General features: G+C 40.4%; 27 protein-coding genes and 1 tRNA gene. 22 read left to right on the top strand and 6 right to left on the bottom strand.

Features of this window, described 5'->3' with window-relative positions:
* Nucleotides 1–21: 21 nt before the first annotated feature.
* Nucleotides 22–774, bottom strand: coding sequence for a DUF1189 domain-containing protein (locus tag NST01_RS11500; RefSeq protein WP_341041938.1), 753 nt, complete (start codon nt 772–774; stop codon nt 22–24).
* Between the two features lie 143 nt (nt 775–917).
* Between NST01_RS11500 and NST01_RS11495 the strand changes: the two genes are divergently transcribed.
* The 9 genes from NST01_RS11495 to pstB (NST01_RS11455) all read left to right on the top strand — a co-directional run bounded on the left by NST01_RS11495 (nt 918) and on the right by pstB (NST01_RS11455) (nt 10,519).
* Nucleotides 918–1,403 carry a DUF456 domain-containing protein gene (locus tag NST01_RS11495; RefSeq protein WP_025207633.1) on the top strand — a complete coding sequence of 162 codons (486 nt, stop codon included), beginning with the start codon at nt 918–920 and terminating at the stop codon, nt 1,401–1,403.
* A 183-nt stretch (nt 1,404–1,586) separates the two neighbouring features.
* On the top strand, nt 1,587–2,195 hold the full coding sequence (sodA, locus tag NST01_RS11490; protein WP_007501264.1) for a superoxide dismutase SodA: 609 nt from the start codon (nt 1,587–1,589) through the stop codon (nt 2,193–2,195).
* Between the two features lie 123 nt (nt 2,196–2,318).
* Nucleotides 2,319–3,605, top strand: a complete 1,287-nt coding sequence (locus tag NST01_RS11485) for an MFS transporter (protein WP_025207632.1) — start codon at nt 2,319–2,321, stop codon at nt 3,603–3,605.
* Nucleotides 3,606–3,727: 122 nt separating this feature from the next.
* Complete coding sequence (locus tag NST01_RS11480) at nt 3,728–5,863, top strand: peptidoglycan D,D-transpeptidase FtsI family protein (protein WP_017358000.1); 2,136 nt, start codon at nt 3,728–3,730, stop codon at nt 5,861–5,863.
* A 214-nt stretch (nt 5,864–6,077) separates the two neighbouring features.
* Nucleotides 6,078–6,995, top strand: coding sequence for a phosphate ABC transporter substrate-binding protein (locus tag NST01_RS11475; RefSeq protein WP_017367609.1), 918 nt, complete (start codon nt 6,078–6,080; stop codon nt 6,993–6,995).
* A gap of 79 nt (nt 6,996–7,074) precedes the next feature.
* Nucleotides 7,075–8,001, top strand: coding sequence for a phosphate ABC transporter permease subunit PstC (gene pstC, locus NST01_RS11470; protein ID WP_017367608.1), 927 nt, complete (start codon nt 7,075–7,077; stop codon nt 7,999–8,001).
* Nucleotides 8,001–8,885, top strand: a complete 885-nt coding sequence (pstA, locus tag NST01_RS11465; protein ID WP_035390827.1) for a phosphate ABC transporter permease PstA — start codon at nt 8,001–8,003, stop codon at nt 8,883–8,885. Before pstC ends, pstA begins: the two co-directional genes overlap by 1 nt.
* Before the next feature lie 23 nt (nt 8,886–8,908).
* Nucleotides 8,909–9,721: a phosphate ABC transporter ATP-binding protein PstB gene (gene pstB, locus NST01_RS11460; RefSeq protein WP_007501258.1), complete on the top strand. Its 813-nt coding sequence runs from the start codon at nt 8,909–8,911 to the stop codon at nt 9,719–9,721.
* A gap of 15 nt (nt 9,722–9,736) precedes the next feature.
* The gene (pstB, locus tag NST01_RS11455) at nt 9,737–10,519 is read left to right on the top strand and encodes a phosphate ABC transporter ATP-binding protein PstB (protein ID WP_017367606.1); all 783 of its coding nucleotides are present in this window, start codon (nt 9,737–9,739) and stop codon (nt 10,517–10,519) included.
* A 44-nt stretch (nt 10,520–10,563) separates the two neighbouring features.
* On the opposite strand, the gene NST01_RS11450 is transcribed toward pstB (NST01_RS11455), so the two are convergent.
* Together NST01_RS11450 and NST01_RS11445 are read right to left on the bottom strand one after the other, a co-directional pair.
* Nucleotides 10,564–11,064: an endolytic transglycosylase MltG gene (locus NST01_RS11450; protein WP_008342335.1), complete on the bottom strand. Its 501-nt coding sequence runs from the start codon at nt 11,062–11,064 to the stop codon at nt 10,564–10,566.
* Nucleotides 11,061–11,408, bottom strand: a complete 348-nt coding sequence (locus tag NST01_RS11445; protein WP_003217285.1) for a hypothetical protein — start codon at nt 11,406–11,408, stop codon at nt 11,061–11,063. The genes NST01_RS11450 and NST01_RS11445 overlap by 4 nt, the downstream gene beginning before the upstream one ends.
* 451 nt (nt 11,409–11,859) lie before the next feature.
* On the opposite strand from NST01_RS11445, the gene rpmG reads away from it, so the two are divergent.
* The 11 genes from rpmG (at nt 11,860) to NST01_RS11390 (ending at nt 21,560) form a co-directional block, all read left to right on the top strand.
* A complete protein-coding gene (gene rpmG / locus NST01_RS11440; RefSeq protein ID WP_008360061.1) occupies nt 11,860–12,009 on the top strand; it encodes a 50S ribosomal protein L33 in 150 nt (49 codons plus the stop codon).
* 49 nt (nt 12,010–12,058) lie between these two features.
* Nucleotides 12,059–12,619, top strand: coding sequence for a 5-formyltetrahydrofolate cyclo-ligase (locus NST01_RS11435; protein WP_025207630.1), 561 nt, complete (start codon nt 12,059–12,061; stop codon nt 12,617–12,619).
* Between the two features lie 160 nt (nt 12,620–12,779).
* Nucleotides 12,780–13,103 (top strand): hypothetical protein, encoded by a 324-nt coding sequence (locus NST01_RS11430; protein WP_223255640.1) that lies wholly within the window; start codon nt 12,780–12,782, stop codon nt 13,101–13,103.
* Nucleotides 13,104–13,203: 100 nt separating this feature from the next.
* Nucleotides 13,204–13,377 carry a hypothetical protein gene (locus NST01_RS11425; protein ID WP_165378921.1) on the top strand — a complete coding sequence of 58 codons (174 nt, stop codon included), beginning with the start codon at nt 13,204–13,206 and terminating at the stop codon, nt 13,375–13,377.
* Nucleotides 13,378–13,464: 87 nt separating this feature from the next.
* Nucleotides 13,465–15,003: a rhomboid family intramembrane serine protease gene (locus NST01_RS11420; RefSeq protein ID WP_341041936.1), complete on the top strand. Its 1,539-nt coding sequence runs from the start codon at nt 13,465–13,467 to the stop codon at nt 15,001–15,003.
* A 71-nt stretch (nt 15,004–15,074) separates the two neighbouring features.
* Nucleotides 15,075–15,278, top strand: a complete 204-nt coding sequence (locus NST01_RS11415) for a YqgQ family protein (protein WP_008342322.1) — start codon at nt 15,075–15,077, stop codon at nt 15,276–15,278.
* A gap of 13 nt (nt 15,279–15,291) precedes the next feature.
* Nucleotides 15,292–16,245: an ROK family glucokinase gene (locus tag NST01_RS11410; RefSeq protein WP_035390822.1), complete on the top strand. Its 954-nt coding sequence runs from the start codon at nt 15,292–15,294 to the stop codon at nt 16,243–16,245.
* Between the two features lie 212 nt (nt 16,246–16,457).
* Nucleotides 16,458–18,377 (top strand): LTA synthase family protein, encoded by a 1,920-nt coding sequence (locus NST01_RS11405; RefSeq protein WP_025207626.1) that lies wholly within the window; start codon nt 16,458–16,460, stop codon nt 18,375–18,377.
* 85 nt (nt 18,378–18,462) lie between these two features.
* On the top strand, nt 18,463–19,584 hold the full coding sequence (locus NST01_RS11400) for a M14 family metallopeptidase (RefSeq protein ID WP_035390821.1): 1,122 nt from the start codon (nt 18,463–18,465) through the stop codon (nt 19,582–19,584).
* Nucleotides 19,585–19,914: 330 nt separating this feature from the next.
* The gene (locus NST01_RS11395; protein WP_035702765.1) at nt 19,915–21,168 is read left to right on the top strand and encodes an MFS transporter; all 1,254 of its coding nucleotides are present in this window, start codon (nt 19,915–19,917) and stop codon (nt 21,166–21,168) included.
* A 77-nt stretch (nt 21,169–21,245) separates the two neighbouring features.
* A complete protein-coding gene (locus NST01_RS11390; protein ID WP_008342314.1) occupies nt 21,246–21,560 on the top strand; it encodes an MTH1187 family thiamine-binding protein in 315 nt (104 codons plus the stop codon).
* Between the two features lie 24 nt (nt 21,561–21,584).
* Here the strand turns inward: NST01_RS11390 and NST01_RS11385 are convergent, their stop codons facing one another.
* Nucleotides 21,585–21,758, bottom strand: coding sequence for a DUF2759 domain-containing protein (locus NST01_RS11385; protein WP_003217333.1), 174 nt, complete (start codon nt 21,756–21,758; stop codon nt 21,585–21,587).
* 160 nt (nt 21,759–21,918) lie between these two features.
* Between NST01_RS11385 and NST01_RS11380 the strand changes: the two genes are divergently transcribed.
* Nucleotides 21,919–22,557 (top strand): MBL fold metallo-hydrolase, encoded by a 639-nt coding sequence (locus NST01_RS11380; protein WP_017357989.1) that lies wholly within the window; start codon nt 21,919–21,921, stop codon nt 22,555–22,557.
* 48 nt (nt 22,558–22,605) lie between these two features.
* Here NST01_RS11380 and NST01_RS11375 read toward each other — a convergent pair whose 3' ends face one another.
* The gene (locus tag NST01_RS11375; RefSeq protein WP_003217440.1) at nt 22,606–22,848 is read right to left on the bottom strand and encodes a DUF2626 domain-containing protein; all 243 of its coding nucleotides are present in this window, start codon (nt 22,846–22,848) and stop codon (nt 22,606–22,608) included.
* Nucleotides 22,849–23,060: 212 nt separating this feature from the next.
* On the opposite strand from NST01_RS11375, the gene NST01_RS11370 reads away from it, so the two are divergent.
* Complete coding sequence (locus NST01_RS11370) at nt 23,061–23,441, top strand: Spx/MgsR family RNA polymerase-binding regulatory protein (RefSeq protein ID WP_007501232.1); 381 nt, start codon at nt 23,061–23,063, stop codon at nt 23,439–23,441.
* A gap of 55 nt (nt 23,442–23,496) precedes the next feature.
* On the opposite strand, the gene NST01_RS11365 is transcribed toward NST01_RS11370, so the two are convergent.
* A tRNA-Gln gene (locus tag NST01_RS11365) sits at nt 23,497–23,567 on the bottom strand.
* Nucleotides 23,568–23,631: the final 64 nt, after the last annotated feature.

Genomic DNA, 23,631 nt, shown 5'->3' with positions numbered 1-23,631 from the left:
AGCTCCCCGAAATGAGGGAGCTTATTTTTTTGCAGGTATTTCTTTAACGACAAGATATAAGAAAATAAAGTTAATCACCCAATTTAATAAAAATGAGTTCGCAACCGGCGTGTTTAATGCACTCATGATGGCGAAAAAGACGGTTGTTAATGTGAGTGAATAGGCAGAGAGCTTCCAAAGCATTTGAAAGGACAGCTCTTTTTGCTGCATTCGTTTAATAAATGTACCAAGCATGGCTAGGAATGTTGCGCTGATGAACATGAGAGCAGCAGTAGATAGGTACAGCAGGACACAAATGACAGGGATAATGATCGCTTGATTCTGGTTTGTGACGCTGGCAAGTTCATCTTTTGTGAGTGTTCCGCCAAGCAGCTGGTATGGAATATCTGTCATTTGTCCGTCAATGGCAATCACTGCTTTTTCTTTCAATAACGCAATGGCTGTTTGTTTTGATTCAAGCTCACTTGATTTTATTTTTTCAGCGGGATCAAAGATAATCGTGATGCCGTTTTCTTCTTTTTCGATCTGCGTGCTTTGGTCCGCTTGAAGCGTTCCTTTTTCAATGGAAAAGTCGGGTAAATCTTTTTTAATCACATGCTGAAATCCTGACATCGCATTTGAAATCTCTTGGCTCATATGATAGCCCTGGGGGACAGCTGCGATGATCGAAAGGATAAAGATGAATAAAATGGCCTTTCCAATCCCAGTAAAACGTGCTCTGGCAATATCTTTTGGTGAATAAATTCCTTTTAACAATAAACTAAATACGTTCAACCGATTCACTTCCTACATTCTTTTCTATTTCTCACATTGTATCAATGTCTATCCATCCAGTACAAGTACGGCCTTCATTGCTGGTTAAGATAGAAGGAATGAGGCATAATGTATACAGCATATAAAAAGGAGGCGGCTGCGGATTGGACGTGCTGTATTGGATTTTGATCGGCTGTGCATTTATCATTGCGTTTGTGGGGCTTGTCTATCCAATCATTCCTAGTGTGGTTTTCATGGTTCTTGGGTTTATTTTATATGGGCTTTTTTTTAGCTTTGAGAAATTGACGCTCACCTTTTGGCTCATTCAAGCCATGTTTACAGCTGTGTTATTTGCTGCGGATTATGTCTCCAATCTGATTGGGGTGAAACGCTTTGGCGGCAGCCGGGCGGCCATTTGGGGAAGTACCATTGGGCTTTTAGCCGGTCCTTTTGTGATTCCGATTGCTGGAATTATCATTGGTCCATTTATCGGCAGTGTCATCGCAGAGCTGCTCGTTCATCAAAAAGATCTGAAGACAAGTGTGAAAGTTGGGCTTGGCTCATTAATTGGTTTTGTGTCAGGCGTATTTGCAAAAGGGTTGATTCAAGCACTGATGCTGGGAATCTTTTTGTTTTATGTGCCTCGCTAAATGGAAAATCGGTGTTTAACACTCTTTCAGAAGGGTTAAATACAAAATAAACACTGAAATGTTTCAGATCATGAGCAATAACGTTGAAACAAGCCGTTTCTTTTGATACTCTTTGATTAGGGTGAATTGCTTGCTTACTAAGGAAGCATTTCAGTACATACATTTCTAAGGAGGAATTTAACCATGGCTTTTAAACTTCCAGAATTACCATATGCTTACGATGCATTAGAACCACATATCGACAAGGAAACAATGACGATTCACCACACAAAACACCATAACACTTATGTAACAAACTTAAACAAAGCAATCGAAGGTGTATCAGCTCTTGAAGATCAATCAATTGAAGAGCTAGTGGCTAACTTGAACTCTGTGCCTGAAAACATTCGTACAGCTGTACGTAACAATGGCGGAGGACATGCGAACCACTCATTATTCTGGACGCTTCTTTCACCAAACGGTGGCGGCGCACCAACTGGTGAACTTGCAGATGCGATCGAAAAAGAATTAGGCGGATTTGAAAAATTCAAATCTGATTTCGCTGCAGCAGCTGCAGGACGCTTTGGTTCTGGTTGGGCATGGCTTGTTGTGAACAATGGCAAACTTGAAATCACAAGCACACCAAACCAAGATTCTCCTTTAACTGAAGGAAAAACACCAATCCTAGGACTAGACGTTTGGGAGCATGCTTACTACCTAAACTACCAAAACCGTCGTCCTGATTACATTTCAGCATTCTGGAATGTTGTGAACTGGGATGAAGTGGCTCGCCTTTACAGCGAAGCTAAATAAATGATTTGATTTGAAAAGACCTGCTTCTCTCTGAGAGCGGGTCTTTTTATATTTTCCCTCCTTTTTTTACATATCTGCCTTTTGATGAGACAGACTATTGTGTAGAAAAGGAGAATGAATGATATGAGCAGATTAAAGAAAATGTTCGGGGACATGGATGTCACAAGAGATTTATTGCTCCTCCTCACGATTGGCGGATTATACGCACTTGCGATTGCGCTTTCGAATACGTTTGTGAACGTGTATTTATGGAAACAGTCTGGGCGATTTACAGACCTTGCGATTTATAACTTGGCAATTGTTGTCCTTCAGCCCATTACCTTTTTATTTGCTGGACGGCTCGCTAAAAAAATAGATCGTGCATTTGTCCTTCGTTTCGGTGTCATCTTCTTAGCCGCTTTTTACTTAATTGTTCTCATGGCAGGAGAGCAAGCGGCAGCTCGGCTCGTGTTATTAGGCAGTGTGCTTGGAATCGGCTATGGTTTTTACTGGCTTGCCTTTAACGTGCTCACTTTTGAGATTACTGAACCTGAAACAAGGGATTTCTTTAATGGATTTTTAGGAGTGCTTACCTCTACAGCCGGTATGATCGGGCCGCTCATTGCAGGAATTGTGATTTCTCAATTAACGGATGATACAGGCTATACAGTGATTTTCACTTTATCGCTTTTTTTGTTTTCACTAGCGGTTGTGATGAGTTTTTTCCTCAAGAGGAGACAATCAAAAGGAAAATTTATCATTAAGCAAATTTGGAAAGAGCGCCATGCGGACGAGAATTGGCGTAAGATCACAACTGCTCACTTTTTTCAGGGGCTCCGTGAAGGCGTGTTTGTCTTTTTAATCAGTGTCTTTGTGTTTATTGCAACAAACAGTGAGCTTGCTTTAGGCACATTTGGTCTAGTCAATTCAGGTGTTGCCTTTTTTGCCTATTTTTTTGCTACTCGTTTGATTAAGAAAAAATGGCGCAAAAAAGCGATTATGTTTGGCGGGCTTATTTTATACGGCGCTTTATTTTTAATCGTCTTTCACTTGTCCTATGTATCACTGCTTATGTACGCAGTAGCCATTGCGATCGGCTACCCGCTTCTGCTAGTTCCGTATGTCTCTTTAACTTACGATGTCATCGGTCATGCCAGATATGCAAGAAAAGCCCGAATTGAATATATTGTCGTCAGAGAACTATTTTTAAATGCAGGGCGTATTTGTTCGATTGTCTTTTTTCTTTTATCTGTCACCTTACTGGGCGATCGGCTTGGGATTCCTGCTTCACTTGTCATACTCGGAGCGGGGCACACCCTTATTTATTATTTTGTAAAGGACATTCATTTAAAAGAGAAAACAGCTGATATAGAAGAGGCTGACGGTCAAAAGCCTGTTTCTCAAACGAACCTTATGAAGGGAGAAAGGTAAAATTTCTTACCAATGGAACATCAAATTTCTAGATAAATGATAGAAAAACCGCTAAAATGATGATGGCACCTTTTATACATAAAAAGGGGTGCCATTTCTTTCTTGATAGAAAAGGTGATGTGATGAGAAACAAGAAAAACAAAAAAGACGCGAAGGAAGGGCGCAAAACACTTCCGATCCGGCTGAATTTATTATTTTTAGCTGCGTTCATTATTTTTACCGGTGTTGTGGTCAGACTCGGTTTTGTGCAGATTGTGAATGGAGAAGATTATAAAAAGCAGGCAGAAAAACAAGAAGACGTGAATGTCAGTTCATCTGCTCCGCGCGGAAAAATTTATGATCGAAACTATAACACGATTGTCAGCAATAAAGCGCTAAATGCCATTACATATACGAGAACCTCGACGACTTCACAAGAAGAGCGGCTCAAAGTGGCAACAAAATTAGCGGATATGATTCACGTAAGTACGAAGAAAATCACAGATCGTGATAAAAAAGATTTCTGGATCTTAACCCATCCGAATGAAGCGAAAAAGCTTGTTCAAAAAGAAGCCGATTTAAAGGGTGACGATAAGGTCTCTGATGATAAACTATACGAGCTCCAGCTGAAACGCATCACAGACAAGGAATTAAATCAACTGACGAAAAAAGATTTGCAAGTGCTTGCGATTAAAAGACAAATGGATGCAGGCTATGCACTTACGCCTCAATTCATAAAAAATGAAGACGTTAAACCAAGTGAAATTGCTTACGTCTCTGAGCATTTGGACGAGCTACCAGGTGTAGATGTCACAACAGACTGGTCACGCAGCTATCCTTATAAAGGACTGCTCCGCAGTATGCTCGGCAGTGTGTCTTCAAGTGATGAAGGTCTTCCGTCGTCACTGCTTGAACATTATCTATCACTCGGCTACAGCCGAAATGATCGTGTAGGAAAAAGCTATCTTGAATATCAATATGAAGATGTGCTGCAAGGTCAAAAAGAAAAAGAACAAAGTACAACGGATAAAGAAGGCAATGTCACAAGCTCTAAAGTGTTAACAGAAGGAAAGAGCGGGAAAGACCTTGTGCTGACGATTGATATTCAGCTGCAAAAAGCGGTGGAAAAAATCATCGAAAAGAACTTGAAAAGTGCGAAGCAAAGAGGCGGAACAGAACTTCTTGATCGTGCGTTTGTTGTCATGATGGACCCGAGAAATGGGGAAGTGCTCTCGATTGCGGGTAAACAGATTACCAATAAGAATGGGACATACAAATTTGATGACTATGCACTAGGAACGATGACATCATCATATGCGATGGGATCAGCAGTAAAAGGGGCAACTGTACTGACAGGTTATAAAACAGGCGTCCTTCACATTGGAAGCACCCAATACGATGAACCGCTCTATATCGCTCAGTCACCGCCGAAAAAATCCTATCAAAATATGGGACTCATTAATGATTTAACCGCACTAGAACGTTCATCAAACGTGTATATGTTTAAAACAGCGATTGCAATTGGGAAAGGGGAATATCGTAAGAATCAGCCGCTCCCAATTGATACAAAGGCGTTTGATACGTTCCGTTACAATTTTAGTAAATTTGGTCTTGGAGTTGAGACAGGTATTGACCTGCCAAACGAAGCAACTGGCTATCGTGGAACGTCTACACAATCCGGTCTTTTACTTGACTATGCGATTGGACAATATGACACGTTTACACCGCTACAAATGGCGCAATACGTCTCAACGATTGCCAATGGCGGCTATCGTTTACGTCCTCAGCTCGTAAAAGAAGTGAGAGAGCCAGATCCGCAAAGAGGCATTGGGGCTGTAACGGAGTCCGTCAAGCCGGATGTACTGAATAAGCTCGATATGACAAGTGATGAGATCAAACGCGTACAGCAAGGATTCAAGCTTGTGATGCAGAACCCAAGAGGGACAGCATATTCGAACTTTGGCAACAAAAAATACAATCCAGCTGGCAAAACAGGGACCGCTCAATCATTCTATGACGGCCCGATTAAAAGCAAACGCGGCACACCGACGTATAACACAACACTTGTTGCGTATGCGCCTGCTGATAATCCAGAAGTAGCGATTTCAGTTGTCGTGCCTTGGGTGTATCAAGATTACAACCAGCGCTATCCGATTACAAATGATATTGGTGAACAAGTATTAGACAAGTACTTTGAACTGAAATCGAAACAGGAAAGCAACGACACACAAGCGAAGAACAAAAACAAAATTGAAAATGAAGCAGAAACAAATAACTAGACCTATTCTAGGTAAAAACGCTCACTTTTTGTGGGCGTTTTTTTATATTTTCTTCAAACTTTTCGATATAAATTGACAAAAATCATAAAAAACCCCGCAATTTCTCTACAAATCTTCGACATTTACAAAACCTTAACATTCCATTTAAACGAAATTAATAAAGAACCTTTAATGTATTACTCGTAGGACAAATTATTCAGGGGGTATTCTTGAAATGAAAAAGAACAAATTATGGCTGCTTACTTTCCTTACTATCGCATTGTTAGCATTCGTCACAGCATGCGGAAACAGCAGCTCAAGCGGAGATTCAAAAGACAGTAAAGGAAATGCTTCAAACAAAGATGAGGCATCAGGTTCCATTACCATCTCAGGATCATCTGCGATGCAGCCTTTAGTTCTTGCGGCAGCAGAAAAATTCATGGATAAACATCCAAAAGCCGATATTCAAGTACAAGCCGGCGGTTCAGGAACAGGACTTTCTCAAGTATCAGAAGGATCTGTACAAATTGGGAACTCAGATGTATTCGCAGAAGAGAAAGACGGAATCGACGCAAAAGCTTTAAAAGACCACAAAGTAGCAGTTGTTGGAATGGCTGCAGCTGTTAACCCTGAAGTTGGTGTCAAAGACATCACAAAGGACGAATTGAAAAAAATCTTCACTGGTAAAATCAAAAACTGGAAAGAGCTTGGCGGGAAAGACCAAAAAATCACACTTGTGAACAGACCTGACTCATCAGGAACTCGTGCAACATTTGTGAAATATGCACTTGACGGCGCGACACCTGCAGAAGGAATCACAGAGGATTCTTCAAATACAGTGAAAAAGTTGATTGCAGAAACACCAGGTGCGATTGGGTACCTAGCATTCTCTTATTTAACAGATGACAAAATTACACCGCTTAGCATTGATGGTGTGAAACCAGAAGAAAGCAATGTAGAAAGCGGTAAATATACAATTTGGGCATACGAGCACTCTTATACAAAAGGTGAGCCAGAAGGTTTAGCAAAACAATTTTTAGATTACTTGATGAGTGACGAAGTACAAAAAGAAATCGTTAAAGACCAAGGCTACATCTCAGTCTCTAATATGAAAGTAGAAAGAGACGCAACAGGCAAACAAACAGATAAGTAAAAGGTCTTGAATTGATGATGAAGGAAAAGTGGAGCTTTTCACTTTTCCTTTTATGACATTCATAGGAGTGTAGAAAAAGATGAAACAGATAGAACATACAGAAGCGAGCGATCGACTGATCAGCTCGAAAAAAAATAGGCAAATGGATGAAGTAAGAGGAAGTATTTTGGTGAAGTTTTGCGCATTCTTAATGATTGCTGTATCAATTGCCATCACAATCTTCCTTGGTATTAAGGGTTTACAATCTTTCATCGTAAATGGTGTAAGCCCAATTGAGTTCTTAACCAGTATCAATTGGAACCCTACAGCAGAAAATCCGCAATACGGCGCATTTCCGTTTATCTTTGGATCAATCGCTGTCACGCTTCTATCAGCACTCATAGCAGCACCGCTAGGCATCGCAGGAGCGATCTTTATGACAGAAATTGCACCTGCATGGGGACGAAAAATTCTCCAGCCAGTGATTGAACTGCTTGTAGGGATTCCATCCGTTGTTTACGGATTCATAGGTCTTACAGTATTGGTGCCGTTTATTGGACACTTCAAGTTAAGCGGTTCAGGGCACAGTGTTTTAGCAGGAACGATTGTCCTGTCTATTATGATTCTGCCGACTGTTACATCCATTGCAACTGATGCAATGGCTTCACTTCCAAAAAGTTTACGTGAGGGATCGTATGCATTAGGCGCAACAAGATGGCAAACGATCAGACGTGTTCTTGTACCGGCAGCGCTTCCGACATTAATGACAGCGGTCGTGCTTGGAATGGCAAGAGCATTTGGAGAAGCCCTTGCCGTTCAGATGGTCATTGGAAACACGCGTAATCTACCAGAAAGTATTATGGACACAGCTGGTACATTAACTACCATTATTACGTTAAACATGGGACATACAACGTATGGAAGTGTTGAAAACAATACACTTTGGTCAATGGGACTTGTCCTTCTAGTTGTATCATTTATGTTCATACTCATTATCAGATACTTGTCATCTAGGAGGAAGATTTAATGAATAGCAAAATGACCGATCGTTTTGCCACAATCGTTTTTGGATTATGTGCCGTCATTATTACGGCGATACTTGTTGGCTTGTTTTCTTATATCATCTTCAACGGTGCCAAAGAATTAAATTTTGACTTTTTGACTACCCGCTCAAGTGCGATTGGCTCTGGCGGCGGTATCAGGGATCAGCTGTTTAACTCGTTTTACATTCTATTTATTACGATGCTGTTTACTGTGCCTCTTGGCGTGGGCGGTGGGGTGTACATGGCAGAATATGCACCTCAAAACAAAGTGACTGATTTTATTCGTACATGTATTGAAGTGTTATCGTCTCTGCCATCGATCGTCATCGGTATGTTTGGTTTGCTGATGTTTGTTAATTTAACAGGATGGGGCTATACGATCATCGGAGGAGCCCTTGCGCTGACTGTCTTTAATCTGCCAGTGATGGTCAGGGTGACAGAAGATGCACTTCGATCTGTACCGAAGGATCAAAAGGAAGCATCGCTTGCGCTCGGTGTGACAAAGTGGCATACAGTGAAGACGGTTCTGATCCCAGGTGCGATTCCATCCATTATTACAGGAGCGATTTTAGCATCGGGAAGAGTTTTCGGTGAGGCGGCTGCTCTTCTTTTCACAGCAGGTCTTTCAACACCGCGTCTTGATTTTACAAACTGGAGTCCTTTCTCCGATACGTCACCACTGAATATTTTTAGACCGGCAGAAACATTAGCCGTTCATATATGGAACGTCAATACACAGGGGATTATTCCAGATGCAGAGGCCATTGCAAATGGTGCATCAGCCGTACTTGTGCTCTCTGTATTAGTATTCAACTTAGCAGCTAGATGGCTTGGTTCATTTATTCATAAGAAGCTTACGTCAAAATAAATAGTGAGAGGTGTGAAGGGGATATGGTTCAAATGCTAGCAGAAAAAAAAGAGATTGCAGCAAAAAAGGCTCCACTTCAAGCGGAACAGATTCTACAGGTGCAGGATTTAAGTATTTATTATGGTGAAAAAAGAGCGGTCAATCAAATTTCATTTGAAATTGAAAAAAATGCAATCACTGCATTAATCGGCCCATCAGGGTGCGGAAAATCGACTTTTTTACGCAGTATTAACCGCATGAACGACCTAATTCCAGGTGCACGAAGTGAAGGGGCGATCATGTACGAAGGGTTAAATATTTTGGATGATCGTATTAATGTGGTGAATTTAAGAAGAGAAATCGGGATGGTCTTCCAAAAGCCAAATCCATTTCCTAAATCCATCTACAACAACATTACGCATGCGCTAAAATATGCGGGTGAAAAAAGGAAATCAGTGCTTGATGATGCGGTAGAAGAAAGCTTAACAAAGGCAGCACTATGGGATGAGGTCAAGGATCGCTTGCACCGATCTGCCTTATCATTATCAGGCGGCCAGCAGCAGCGCCTCTGTATTGCACGTACCCTTGCGATGAAACCTAGCGTGCTTTTATTAGATGAACCGGCTTCTGCCTTAGACCCGATCTCAAATGCAAAAATTGAAGAGCTATTATCGGAATTAAAACATGATTATTCGATTGTCATTGTCACACACAATATGCAGCAAGCGTTACGTGTATCTGATCATACAGCCTTTTTCCTGAATGGTGATCTAGTGGAATACGATGCGACTGAACGTATCTTTACACGTCCTGCGCAGCAAAAAACAGAAGACTATATTAATGGTCGATTCGGATAAGGCGGGTGGATTTTGATGAATGCAGTAGCAACTGAAACAGCCAAAAAAGAAGTGTTTCGTGTGAATGATATGAACCTTTGGTACGGACAGCATCACGCACTGAAGCATATTGATTTAGACATTAAAGAGCATGAGGTCACAGCGATTATCGGTCCGTCCGGCTGCGGAAAGTCAACTTTTATAAAGACCTTAAATCTCATGGTCAAAACAGTGCCAGGTGTGAAAATCACGGGGGATATGATGTATAATGGTGACAATATTTTAAAAGGCCGTGTCGATCTAGTGGAACTGCGTAAAAACGTCGGGATGGTCTTTCAAAAAGGAAACCCATTCCCTCAATCTATCTTTGATAATGTCGTCTACGGGCCAAGAATTCACGGGGTGAAGAGCAAGCAGCAATTGAAAGAAATCGCTGAAAAAGCGCTTCGTGATGTTGCCCTTTGGGATGAAGTGAAAGATCGATTAAGTGCGCCTGCATTAGGTCTTTCCGGCGGTCAGCAGCAGCGTCTTTGTATCGCAAGAGCCATTGCCACAAGCCCGGATATTCTATTAATGGATGAACCAACATCTGCGCTTGATCCTGTTTCAACATTAAAGATTGAAGAATTAATCATGAAATTGAAAGAGAAATATACGATTGCCATTGTGACGCATAATATGCAGCAAGCGGCAAGGGTATCAGACCGAACAGCGTTCTTCTTGATGGGCGAGCTTGTTGAGGTCAATGATACGAATGTGATGTTCTCAGAGCCAAATGATCAAAGAACAAATGATTATATATCAGGACGATTTGGATAATCAAAAACCCCCTGGAGGTCAATGCCGCCAGGGGGTTTTTGATGTTATTTTGTTAAGGCTTTGACGATTTGTTTGAATGTCATACCTGTTTTTAAATTGAATTTGCCGGCACGAATTTCTTTATGGTAGCCTGCGTCTATCACATAATCATTAAAATCTTTAGACGAGTTGATGATTCCGTCCTTTTCAAGCATGTCTGAAACATCACTTGTGCTCATACCGTTTTTAATCACGAATTTAACCGTTTTGCCTTTTGGCTTGTCCGTTGTTTGTTTATCGTTCTGAGAATCGCCGTCTTCATTTGCTTTCAGCGCTTTTTCTTTATAATCAAGAAGTTGTTGATATGTTTCACGGCTGACGGAGACTTCTTTTTTAGAGTCTAAGTAATTTTTCACGTCAGTGTCTGTCACTTTCGCTGCGAGGGTTTCTTTTGTTGTAGAATCAGCTGCCGCTTCATCTTTTCCAGTAAGGAAAAAGACGATCGCCAGAACACCAGTTGCAAGAATCATACCTGCTGCAAACGTTTGGATGCTTTTTTTCGTCATACAAGCACCCTCTCGTTGTCTTTAATGATCATGTTCACATCTTCTACAGATACATGCTCAGCGCGCGCAATCGCCTCAGGAGACATGCCATTTTGATGCTTTGAAATGATTTGTCTTGCAATAGATGGATCAATTTCTGAATGCTTGCGGACAACGATGTTTGTTTCAAGCAATTCTTCTTCAAGAACCTTCATTTTCTTTTTCAGTTTATAGATTTCTTGCATTGCAGATAGTTGAAGTGTTTCAAGTTCCTGTTCGACTTCTTTAATCGGCTCTCTTTGAAAATATGAGAATGCGATCAGTACAATACTGACAACAAGCAATCCGATAATTGCAATTTCCATGTTTCATCACCTTTTATTCATATTTTAATGCTGAAAGCCAAAAAAGGCTCTCATGATTGTTTCAGACAGTTTTCGACCCTTCTTTTTTATACCATAAAAAAGCTAGTTTCAAAAGGAATTGCTGAAAAAATCACCTTTTTTTCATCATTTTTCTTTTTATAGGGAAACCAAGTATGAAAACCTTGCCCGCTGTTAAAATAAAAGAAGACGGATCAGATGAAAAAAAGCTGTGGAACAAAGAAGGGGTTCTCATGTATACAGTACGACAAAGAACGTGTTTTTATAGGGGAGAAGGCGATTTTTCATCACATGACCAGACAATATGGATCAGGATGCGGGTGGAATGCATTGAAAAATGAAATTGGTGAAAAAACATTCTAGCATTCCTTAGCTAGAAGTGGTATTATAGTTAGGTCTGAATGTGAATTGATTTTAGTTTGGAGGGAAAAACATGCGCGTAAATATTACTCTAGCTTGCACTGAATGCGGTGAGCGTAACTATATTACTAAAAAGAATAAGCGAAACAATCCAGATCGCGTTGAATTCAAAAAGTATTGCTCACGTGATAAAAAACAAACTTTACATCGTGAAACAAAGTAAGCAGCAGGGAATTTTCCTGCTGTTTTTTTATGATGGGAGATGAACCTGTATGAAAAAGGAGCTCCGCCTTCAAACATTGGCCATGCTTGATCAGATAAGCGCTGAAGAGTTCAATCGCCACGCTTCTCTACTTCATGAACACGTGTTGCAGCTGTCAGAATGGAAACAGGCGAAAACGATTGCTTTGACTATGTCTAGGGGAAAAGAAATACCGACAATGCCTCTGATTGAAAAAGCGTGGGAAGAAGGAAAAACAGTTTGTATTCCCACCTGTTTTCCGAAAACAAAAGAGATGGTGTTTTATGAATATACACCTGAAACAAAGATGACATCCAGCTACTTTGGACTATTGGAGCCAGACCCTCTTGAGTCTACAGTTGTACATAAAGAAGCCATTGATTTGATCATTGTTCCTGGGGTGTGCTTCGATCAACGTGGTTACCGTATCGGTTACGGAGGCGGCTATTATGACCGGTATTTAGCTGATTATCATGGAATCACGCTTGCTCTTAGCCTCTCTGTTCAGCAAGTAGACCATCTTCCAGCTGAACCGCATGACATACCAGTATCTATCATGGTCAGTGAGAAAGGCGCGTTTTATCAAAAGTAAAAGTCCGCTGCCTATGCGTAAGACCGGGCTTTTTTGTGTTGAGACTGTTTGGTTTGATGCGTTGGTCGAAGTGAATACTTTTGACTTACAACTTGATCATGATTATTGGTTCGATTTTTTTCATACCCATCTTGATTTTTTGGGTGTTGGGAAAAATAGCTTGAAAATAAGAAGAGAGCATATTAAAGCTCATGTCGCCTTGTACAATAGAACACTCAAGCTGCTTGAAGGTTTTGAAAAGCCATATCAAACATGGATTTGTATTTACGAACAAGATCCTGCACTAGACGCAGTATACATCCATACACCAAATCCAAACGATCCCAACTTCCCGCACAAGATCGAAGAGTTAGAGTGGAATGGTAAGCTGCTTCATACGTTCAAGGATTTGATTGATCTTCAACAATTTGATGTAGCTTATCTTCACACAGAGTATGGAGAAGAGTTTTATATTCAATCAAAAGAACAAGGGATTAGGCTGTGAAAACTGACTAATAAAAGAGGCCATTGTCAGCGATAAAAATGACGGTTCATGCATAAACAAATCCTATTTAAGCCACGATACGAACATAGGAGGGAATATGATGAATAAAATGATTTGGAGCATTGTGTTCACACTGTTTGCATTCGTACTCGTGCAAAACCGTTATCGGCTGATGAATTTGATTTTAGGTCAAAATCAAGTGCGTCACCTTTTTATTAAATGGCTGATGAAAATCCCATATTTTCGGACGAAATTTATTCGCCAAGCATTCTAATCCCGCAAACGCCGGGATTTTTTTTGTTTAGAAATGCGGATAAGTACGATTCTTGCTATAATAATGTAAAAAATGGAGCGCGAATGAATGAATGTCATAGATAGTCTATTTTGGCGAGTTGTTGATGAACTAAGACAAAAAGGATACGAGATGATTCAAAGTCCGTATCCAGAAGATGAAATATTTTTTGAAGCACCACGAAACTCAGGGTACGATCTCATCCGTCTATATAGAAGAGATGTGAATTTTAGGCAGGAGATCGTTCGAGATATTGAGGAGCAAACGTATCGGATCAATCAGCTGAGAGAAGCTATGCGTAAACGATCTCTTCATCTCTTACAGCTGCAATTTACAGATGATGTTCCAGTAGATGATTGGGAAGACCTAAGCGGCCAGCCGCAAAAAGAGAAAAAGGTGACAGTTACGCCTGTATTACTAAGCGCAGATACTCTTCAAAACGATGTAAACGAACTGCAAAAATGGCTGAATACATCGCTTGCAGTTGATGTAGAAGAAGCGAAGAGAGATACATTTGAGGATGCAATGCAGCTTAAAATGAACGTGCTTCAGGCATTTGATGATCAGGAAAAGCAGCGTGAACGAGAACGGGCCGTTTTTCAAAATGGCAGACCGATTTTTACCTACATGTTAATCGCAGTTCAAGTGATGATGTTTCTTTTACTCGAATTATCTGGTGGAAGTACCAATACAGCCACTTTAACAGCATTTGGTGCGAAAAATAATATGCTGATTTTAGAGGGTGAATGGTGGCGTTTTGTGACACCTATGTTTTTACACATTGGTTTGACGCATTTACTCTTTAATACATTTGCTCTTTGGTCCGTTGGAGCGGCTGTTGAGAGAATTTATGGTTCAGGAAGATTTTTGCTCATTTATTTAATTTCCGGCATCTTTGGCTCCATAGCGAGCTTTGTGTTTAATACAGCCATCGCAGCAGGAGCATCAGGTGCGATCTTTGGCTGTTTAGGCGCATTGTTATATTTAGCGATCTCTAACCGGAAGCTCTTCTTTCGTACGATGGGGACAAATATTATCGTGATTATCCTCATCAATTTAGGGATAGGTTTCACTGTATCAGGGATTGATAATGCAGGGCATCTTGGGGGGCTCGCTGGCGGATTTTTAGCCGCTTTAGCGGTCCGTCTTCCTAAACAGTTTCAGCCTGTCAAAATGCTTCTTGCTAGTCTTCTTCTCCTCCTTATTGGCGGCTTTGGATTGTATACAGGGTTTCATTCAGACGATCAAAAAGAAGCGGCGGCAACTAGCGAGGCAGCGAGTTTATTTGATGAAAAGAACTATAGCGAAGCAAGTCAGCGTCTAGAGGAATATGTAAAGCAAAAGGATGCCTCAGCTGAAGCACTTCATATATATGCGCTTTCCGAAGCGCAGCTTGGACATCTTGACAAGGCCATTGAGTATTTGCAAAAGTCGCTTGAAAAAGATCCAAATGAGCCGAATAAATTGTATCACTTATCGTTGTTATATGTAGAAAAAGGCGAGACAGCGGAAGCAGACGACTTCATCGAAAAAGCATTAAAACAAGATCCGCAAAATGACCAATTTTTAAAGTTGAAACAATATATTGAAAACACTCAAACACGTTGAATGACTTGACTGAAAGCGTATTTATGAATACGCTTATCCTATCTGTTGATTTAGAGAAATGGTGAAAAATAATGAAAACGTTATATGATGTACAGCAGCTGCTCATGAGATTTGGAAATTACGTGTATTTCGGAGATCGTGAAGTGGAATTAGAATTTATGGCAGATGAATTGAAGGAAATGTACACATCGGGCATCATTGATCGAACTGAATGGTCAAACGCAATGACCATCCTTCAAATGGAACTAGCCAAATTAAATCGAAAAACAATGTGAAGGTGGAGGACATATGACAGGGGATTGGTTTGTAGGAGTTGATCTTGGCGGTACGACAATTAAGCTTGCGTTTATTAATCTTTATGGTGAAATTCAGCATAAGTGGGAGATTCCTACGGATAAATCTGGGCAGACAATTACAGTCGACATTGCCAAGTCAATTGACCATAAACTAGTTGAGATCAGCATGCCGAAATCAGCACTAATTGGGATTGGTATGGGGGCACCGGGACCAGTGGATAAAGTATCCGGAATTGTCTATAAAACAACGAATCTGGGCTGGACAAACTATCCCTTGAAAGACCATTTAGAGGCAGAGACAGGACTTCCATCTGTCATCGAAAATGATGCGAATATTGCTGCACTCGGTGAAATGTGGAAGGGTGCAGGTGATGGCGCCAAAAACATCCTGATGGTTACACTGGGCACAGGGGTTGGCGGCGGTATTATTGTCAATGGAGAAGTGGTTCAAGGCGAAACAGGTGCTGGTGGAGAAATTGGTCATATTTGTGCCGTTCCATTTCAAGGAGCACCATGTAACTGCGGGAGAACAGGCTGTATTGAAACCATTGCGTCTGCCACAGGTATCGTCCGAATCGCAAAGGATTCATTACAAACAAAGAGCCATACATCATCACTTGGCTCACTTACTTCGCTGTCTGCAAAGGATGTATTTGAGGCAGCAGAAAACGGAGACGAACTGGGGATGCGTGTCGTAGATGAAGTGACAACCCATCTTGGTCTTGTCCTTGCGAATCTGGCTAGTGCCTTAAACCCAACAAAAATCGTCATTGGCGGGGGTGTATCTAAAGCGGGCGAGCTTCTTCGCAGTAAAGTAGAGCGTGTCGTCAAACATCATGCCTTCCCGCCATGTGCTGAGGATGTTGAAGTGGTAATTGCCTCACTAGGAAACGATGCAGGCGTGATCGGCGGTGCATGGATGGCAAAAAACAAGTGGCTGTCTTGAACAAAAATGTCATAATGATGTCATTTTTATTAAAATCAGCGATAGATAGGCATGAAATTGAATGTTTAGCATATTCATAAGTTTGTCATGGGGAAAAAGACATTGATTTTCCAGCATAGACAGGATAAGATATACTTTAGTTATTTTTGAAGAAGCACCAATAATTGGGGATGTCCCTAACCTGAGTGCGTTTTTAGCATAAGGAGGTTACAATGCGAAAGAAAAGATTAAAGGCGATTTCATTTTTACTGATTGCGACTTTGTTAATGTGGGTGAAAACCTATGTTATCTATAAATCTAGCTTTAATATCAAAATTGAAAATTTCATGCAGGAATTTATCCTGTTTATTAATCCGCTTAGCTTTCTCTTGTTTATCTTCGGTATCGGTTTATTCTTTAAAGAAAAAAATCGCAATCGATATATCATTGTGACGAGTTTTGTTCTGACATTTATTTTGTTAGCTAACATTGTATTTTATCGATTCTACAGTGATTTTCTAACCATCCCCGTCCTATTTCAAACAAACAATATGGGTGACCTCGGGTCAAGTATTACCTCTTTAATTGAACCAGTTGATTTTCTGATGTTTGTTGATATCATCATTTTAATTTGGCTCTATAAAAAACAGCCTTCCTTTAGAACAGATGTAACGATTTCACGTAAGGGACGTGCAGCTTATTATTTATTTGTGGCAGCCACTTTCTTTTTTAACCTTGGTTTGGCTGAAACAGAAAGACCAGAGCTGTTAACTCGTTCATTTGACCGTGAGATGCTAGTGAAAAACATCAGCTTATATAACTTCCATATTTATGATGGGGTTCTGCAATCGAAGCAATCCGCTCAGCGAGCACTTGCCGACAGCAATAGCTTAACGGAAATTGAAAACTATGTAAGCGCAAATCAAACAGACCGTAATGAAAAGACGTTTGGTCAAGCAAAAGGACGAAATGTCATTCTAGTATCGCTTGAGTCTACCCAGAGCTTTGTGATCAATGAAAAATTGAATGGGAAAGAGATCACGCCGTTCTTAAACAAATTGATCAAGAAAAGCTACAATTTCAGTAATTTCTATCATCAAACGGGTCAAGGGAAAACATCCGACTCCGAGTTTATTGTTGATAATTCACTCTATCCGCTTGGAAGAGGAGCTGTATTTTTCACAAATCCAAGCAACGAGTTCAAAGCCGCACCTGAGTTGTTAAAAGAGGAAGGCTATCATTCTTCTGTTATTCATGCGAATAACAAAAGTTTCTGGAACCGTGACCTGATCTATGACAGCTTTGGCTACGACAAATTTTTTGATATTAAATCATTCGATGTAAATGAAGAAAATTCAGTTGGCTGGGGACTAAAAGATGGTCCGTTTTTTGAGCAGTCAGTGGATTTAATGAAAACGATCCCGCAACCGTTTTATACGAGATTGATTACATTAACGAACCATTTTCCATTTGACTTAGATGAAGAAGATAAGCTCATTGATGAATATGACTCAAAGAGCAAAACGTTGAACAAATACTTCCCTACAGTGCGTTATCAAGATGAGGCACTCAAGCTTTTCTTTAAAAAAATGAAGGAAGCAGGGTTATACGATAACTCCATTTTTGTGTTATATGGTGATCACTACGGAATTTCTGAAAACCATAACGAAGCAATGGGACAATTCTTAAACAAAGACATTACACCTTTTGAAGAAGTTCAGCTTCAAAAAGTACCATTTGTTGTACACATTCCTGGTATCACGGATAAACATCCAAAAGAGATTGATACAGTTGGCGGCCAAGTGGATATCCGTCCAACAGTCATGAACCTTCTAGGAATCGATACAAGTAAGCAAATTCAATTTGGTCATGACCTATTATCAAAAGATACAAATGACTTCACAGTGCTTCGAGATGGAAGTTTTATTACGAAGGACAGTGTTTTCACAGCTGGTGTGTGCTACAACAAAGAAACGGGTGAGCCGAGAGAAGATGAGTCTGGTTGTCAGTCTTATGAAGAAAAGGCAAAACAAGAGCTTCAATTCTCTGATCAAATTATCTATGGAGATCTCCTTAGATTTTATGACCGAAACAACTCGGACCATTCACCATCTAAAAAAGAAGATGACACTGAGCTAAAAAAGGCGTCTTAATTTAACAGAAACCTCTGCTATTTACATGCAGAGGTTTTCTTTTTTTACTTACTGGTTCATATAGTGTGAGAGGGGAGGGATGTAAATGAAAAAGTCGTTTGGCACAATTGAATGGCATCTGGATGAGGCAAGGAAGGAGGATGTGGCAAAGCAGCTTGGTATAGGGAAAGAAGCTTTCCGTTTATCCAATCAGTCAAATACGGATCACCTCCTTTTACCGGGGTATAGACTTCCAGAAGGGACCCATTCATTTCAATCGGTAGGTGATGTGCAAAGCTTCATTGCGCCTTACCGGCTCCAGCAATCAGATGAATGGATCAGCGGAACATTTGAATATGATAGCGCTCACTTAGAAGGAGAGCTTCAATATTTGAAAGCTGTTTTTCCTTTTCTTCAGATGAGTGTGATTGGTCAATCAGTGCTTAATACGCCCATTTATGAAATCCGTACGGAGCCTGTACAACATTTACATTCCATACATGTTAATGCCTCTTTTCATGCAAATGAATGGATCACGACCTCTGTTTTATTAAAATGGCTTAAATCACTTTGTTTAGCGGCCTCGGACCCAGTGCAAGCAAGACATCATGAAGCGGTTCGTATATTGCAGACCACTGCTTTGTCTATTGTACCCATGGTAAATCCAGACGGTGTTGATTTGGTTCGCAATGGCCCAGAATCTTTAGGTCTGTGCCGTGAGGAGTTCGCGCCGCTAAATGGTGGATTTTCCGATTATCGAGAATGGAAGGCGAATATTCGAGGAATTGATTTAAACAATCAATTTCCTGCCTATTGGGAAATCGAATATTATCGTAATAAGCCGAAGGCACCGTCTTATAGGGATTTCCCAGGGCATCAGCCGTTAACAGAACCAGAAGCGAAAGCAATGGCACATCTCGCCTTACGAAAACGCTTTGACCGGCTAATTGCCCTTCATACACAAGGAGAAGAGATATACTGGGGGTTTCTTGGCCACGAACCGGCCATTTCAAAAGAGACGGTCGAACGGTTAGAACGGGTGAGCGGTTACAAAGCGATTCAATATCTTGATAGCTATGCAGGTTATCGAGATTGGTTTATTTATCAATGTAAAAGTGAGGGCTATACGGTGGAACTTGGGCGAGGAAAGAACCCGCTTTCTATGAGTCAATTTGATTCGATCTATGAAAAAACAAAGCGGTTATTGTGGGAAGCATGTAAGTATTAAAAGCACCTAATTGGTGCTTTCAGCGTGTAGACAAACCCTCGCATTCTTTGTCAGTCCTGCGTGCCGGTGCTCACGAAGGTAAAAGTCTCTCCGCACCAGTACTCGTCCTTCCTAGGGCTGCAAAGGTTTTCTATCACGCTGAAAAGAAGACAAAGGGCTAAAATTAAGTTCATTTTCGCCCTTTGTCAACAATCTTTTAATCCGTTCAAACCAATCAATTTCTTATGGTCAATAAAAACCGTGCTGATGTGATTGACGAGAGCATCCCTGTAAGCTATTGTGAAAGAGTGGTTGTAAAAAAAAGGATATGAATTAGGGAGATGTCGATGATTGAATGCTCAAAGCCTGTGGAAACGGAATTTTACTTATCTATTTGTTTCTAAAATGTGTAAAATTACTGCTGATAGTTTATCTTTTAACACCATTTTGTGGCTTTTAGTGCTAGGGGGAAAAGGAGCAATTGGAACAGCATTTTTTATTGCCGTTAGTTTTGTCCCTCAAGCCATTATTGGGCCGTTTATTACCCCAATGATGAAGCCGCATCAATTGAAATTTTGGATGTGCTTTGCTGATTTAACTCGGGCGGCGATTATACTTGTGATTGTGGTGAGTTACTTTTATGATTTTTCTCCTTTGGCACTCATCATTGCCGGTATGTTGCTGCATTCAGCGACTGGTGGTTCCTATGAACCAGCTTCCGTGTCCATTATTCCAAAGCTTGTGCATGAAGATGTGATACAAAAGGCGAATGCAACCATTCAATCAGCCAGTCATGTGGTCAGGCTTGTGACTGTGACGATTTGTGGTGTCATGATTGCATTTGTAGGGGTAGGATATACAATGCTTGTCATTATTCCTCTTTACCTCATGTCTGCTTTGCTGGTTTTGCTGATTACATATAAAACGGAAGCGATCATGGATAAAGGAAAAAAAGGATTATCATACGGAAAACGATTAATAAGAGGATTTTCACTTGTGAAAAGTCATCATATTTTGTTTCCATTAGCCATTTTTTGTGTCTGCTCCAATTTTGCTGCGGCACCGTGGGAGGCATTGTCGGTTATTTATTTAACAGAAGATTTACATAGTGGACCAGTAGTATATTCATTCATCAAAGTGACCACGGCATTAGGTGCATTTTTGATGGGATTCGTTTTAACAAAGGTGAAAGTGAATCGATACGGTCTGTTGTTTATCGGGGCAGGGATCGTTGATGGAATTGCATTTTTCATTACAGGGATGAATGCTTTATTACCACTTGTGTTTATATCTGCATTTGCCTTAGGTGCAGCCATCAGTGCAGTCAATGTACCTGAACATACGATGATTCAATTGTCAGTAAAAGCGGAGGATCAGCCGCAAGTGTATGCGATTATTAACATGATCTCGTATTTAATGATACCGTTAGGCGCTCTCATTGGTGGTTATATGGCGACGTTATTCGGTTCAGGTTATGTCATTGCAGCAGGAGGACTGATAGAGGCTATTTCAGGTATATGCTTGCTCCTTTTCACAAATATTGGGAAGGTAGAGAGAGCAGATTTGACGATAGAACGGGACAAACCAAGCTTAAACGCCACATGATCATGGCATTTTTGAATCACGATGGGTTACAATGAGAACGAGAAAGAAATAGGATGTCATTGAAAGGAGCAAGAACCATGGCGATAGCAGATGTCACCATCATTCCAATAGGCACTGATACACCAAGCGTGAGTGCATATGTAGCAGACGTACAAAGACTGTTAGAGGGCTTTCAACAAGAAGGGAAAATCAAATATCAGCTCACACCAATGAATACATTAATTGAAGGGGAGCTATCCGTTTTATTTGAGGTCATTCAGCGTATTCATGAAGCTCCATTTGAAAAGGGTTTACACCGAGTAGCAACCAATATCCGCATAGATGACAGAAGAGATCAAACGACCACCCTTTCAAGCAAATTAGAAAGCGTGAATAAACATTTGAATCAATAGAAAAAGCCTGCTGATTGCAGGCTTTTAATGTGCAGTTGGATAACCGCTATAGATGATGGTCATGACGGTAAACCATCCAAAAACCAAAAATGTGGCGCCAGCGAAAGCAATGGCCAGTACGTTCACTTTTTTGAGTGAGCGATAGATGCCGAGAGCGGCTAAAATCGTGACTAGACCAAAAATAATGACGAGCATCATATGAAAGTCCCCCTTTGTCATCAATCCCCTTGATTTCCTTTCTTTTCATTTTAACCGTTTTCATAAAGCTTGTCGAGTACATTCAAGTTGACGATTGTTTGAATTTTTATTGAATAGCCTTCATAATAAAAAAGAATGAAAAAAGTAGTAGGTGATGAAAATGAATTGGAGAAGAATGCCACTAGGCTATGTGCAAGCGAACGCATATATTTGGAAAAATGAACAAGGAGAATGTTTAATTTTTGATCCAGGCGGCGAAGCGCAAAAGCTAATTTCTTATGTGAAAGAAAAACAGCTGAAACCACTTGCAGTCTTACTGACACATGCCCATTTTGATCATATTGGTGCAGCAGATGAGGTGCGTCAAGAATGGGGAATTCCGCTTTATGTCCATGAAAAGGAAAAAGAATGGCTGACAAATGCTCAGCTAAACGGTTCAGCTCGACTAATTGGTAACGGAATTACGGTCAAAGAAGCGGAACAATTGATTACGTCAGAAGGACCTCTTCAAATTGGATCGTTTACATTAGAAATGTTCCACACACCAGGTCATTCACCTGGCAGTGTGTCTTACTATTCAGCGGAAGAGGGATTTGTGATTTCTGGTGATACTTTATTCCAAGGCGGTATCGGGAGAACTGATTTAACGGGCGGTAATCAAGACGTGCTACTTCAATCGATACATGACAAATTGTTGTCATTGCCAGAATCAACTCTTGTGTTAAGTGGACATGGCGAGGAAACAACTGTGCTTACAGAACAGGAGCAAAATCCGTTTATCAATGGGTTTTCTTTATAATCGCACGCACGAAAAAAGCATCTCTTTCAAAAGAGATGCTTTTTTCTATTAATGTCCGGTACCGGGAACCATGATGAAAATCGAATAATATGTAAATCCGGCAAAGAAAATCGTCAAGTACGCTCCGAAAATGTAAATATACATTCTTTCGGATAAATTCAAGTAGGATAAAAATACAAAAAGAACGGTTTGACCGAAGAACAGCAAGGATGCATCTTTCATATGTCCTAAATAGAACATGACAGCAAAAATACCCGTCCAAAACCCAAGAACGCGGAACATGCGATTCATTTCTTTCCCTCCCCTTAAAAAACCCCTTTGATTCATATTATAGCTGATGATCACTTGTTATGTAAACATTTACATTTTTGACAACGTGTGAACATTCATTCTTTCGTTAGAAAAAATTTTTTTGAAAAAGTGATGAAAAAGTGTTTATGCCTAAATTTATGAGGGTACTTAGTCCATAAGAGAAAAGGTTAACGACCTAAGGAGGAAGACTAATGAGTGACATTACTTTTTATTCATACCCAAGCTGCACGTCTTGCCGCAAAACAAAACATTGGTTAAAGGCGAATCAAATTGATTTTAAAGAGCGTCACCTTTTCAGAGAAACGCCAACTCTAGACGAATTGAAAAAAATCCTTTCCTTAACAACAGAAGGAATGGATGAAATTTTAGCTACTCGAAGCCAAGCTTTTAAAAGCTTAAATTTAAATATTAATGATTTAAAAGTAAATGAGGTACTTCAGCTTCTCATTGAAAAACCAAAGCTGCTCCGGAGACCTATTATCATTGATGGAAATAAATTAGTGGTCGGCTATAATCCAGGAGAACTCATGAAAATTTCAAAAAAGAAAGCGATTCATCAATCGGTTTCCTAATCAAAAACGAAGATCAGCTGAATGATGTTTCAGCCGTCTTCGTTTTTGTGCTGAACTGGGCTAGCTGGGTTCGAACCAACGATCACGGAGTCAAAGTCCATTGCCTTACCACTTGGCTATAGCCCAATATGAAACGTGTAATGCTATTGTTCACCATCTGCGGTCATTTATACATAAAAAGTTGGTTGTC

This window comes from Bacillus sp. FSL R7-0166 (genome assembly GCF_038008935.1).
In the GTDB taxonomy this organism is placed as follows: domain Bacteria; phylum Bacillota; class Bacilli; order Bacillales; family Bacillaceae; genus Bacillus; species Bacillus altitudinis.
This window is presented reverse-complemented; position numbering and strand designations above follow the sequence as displayed.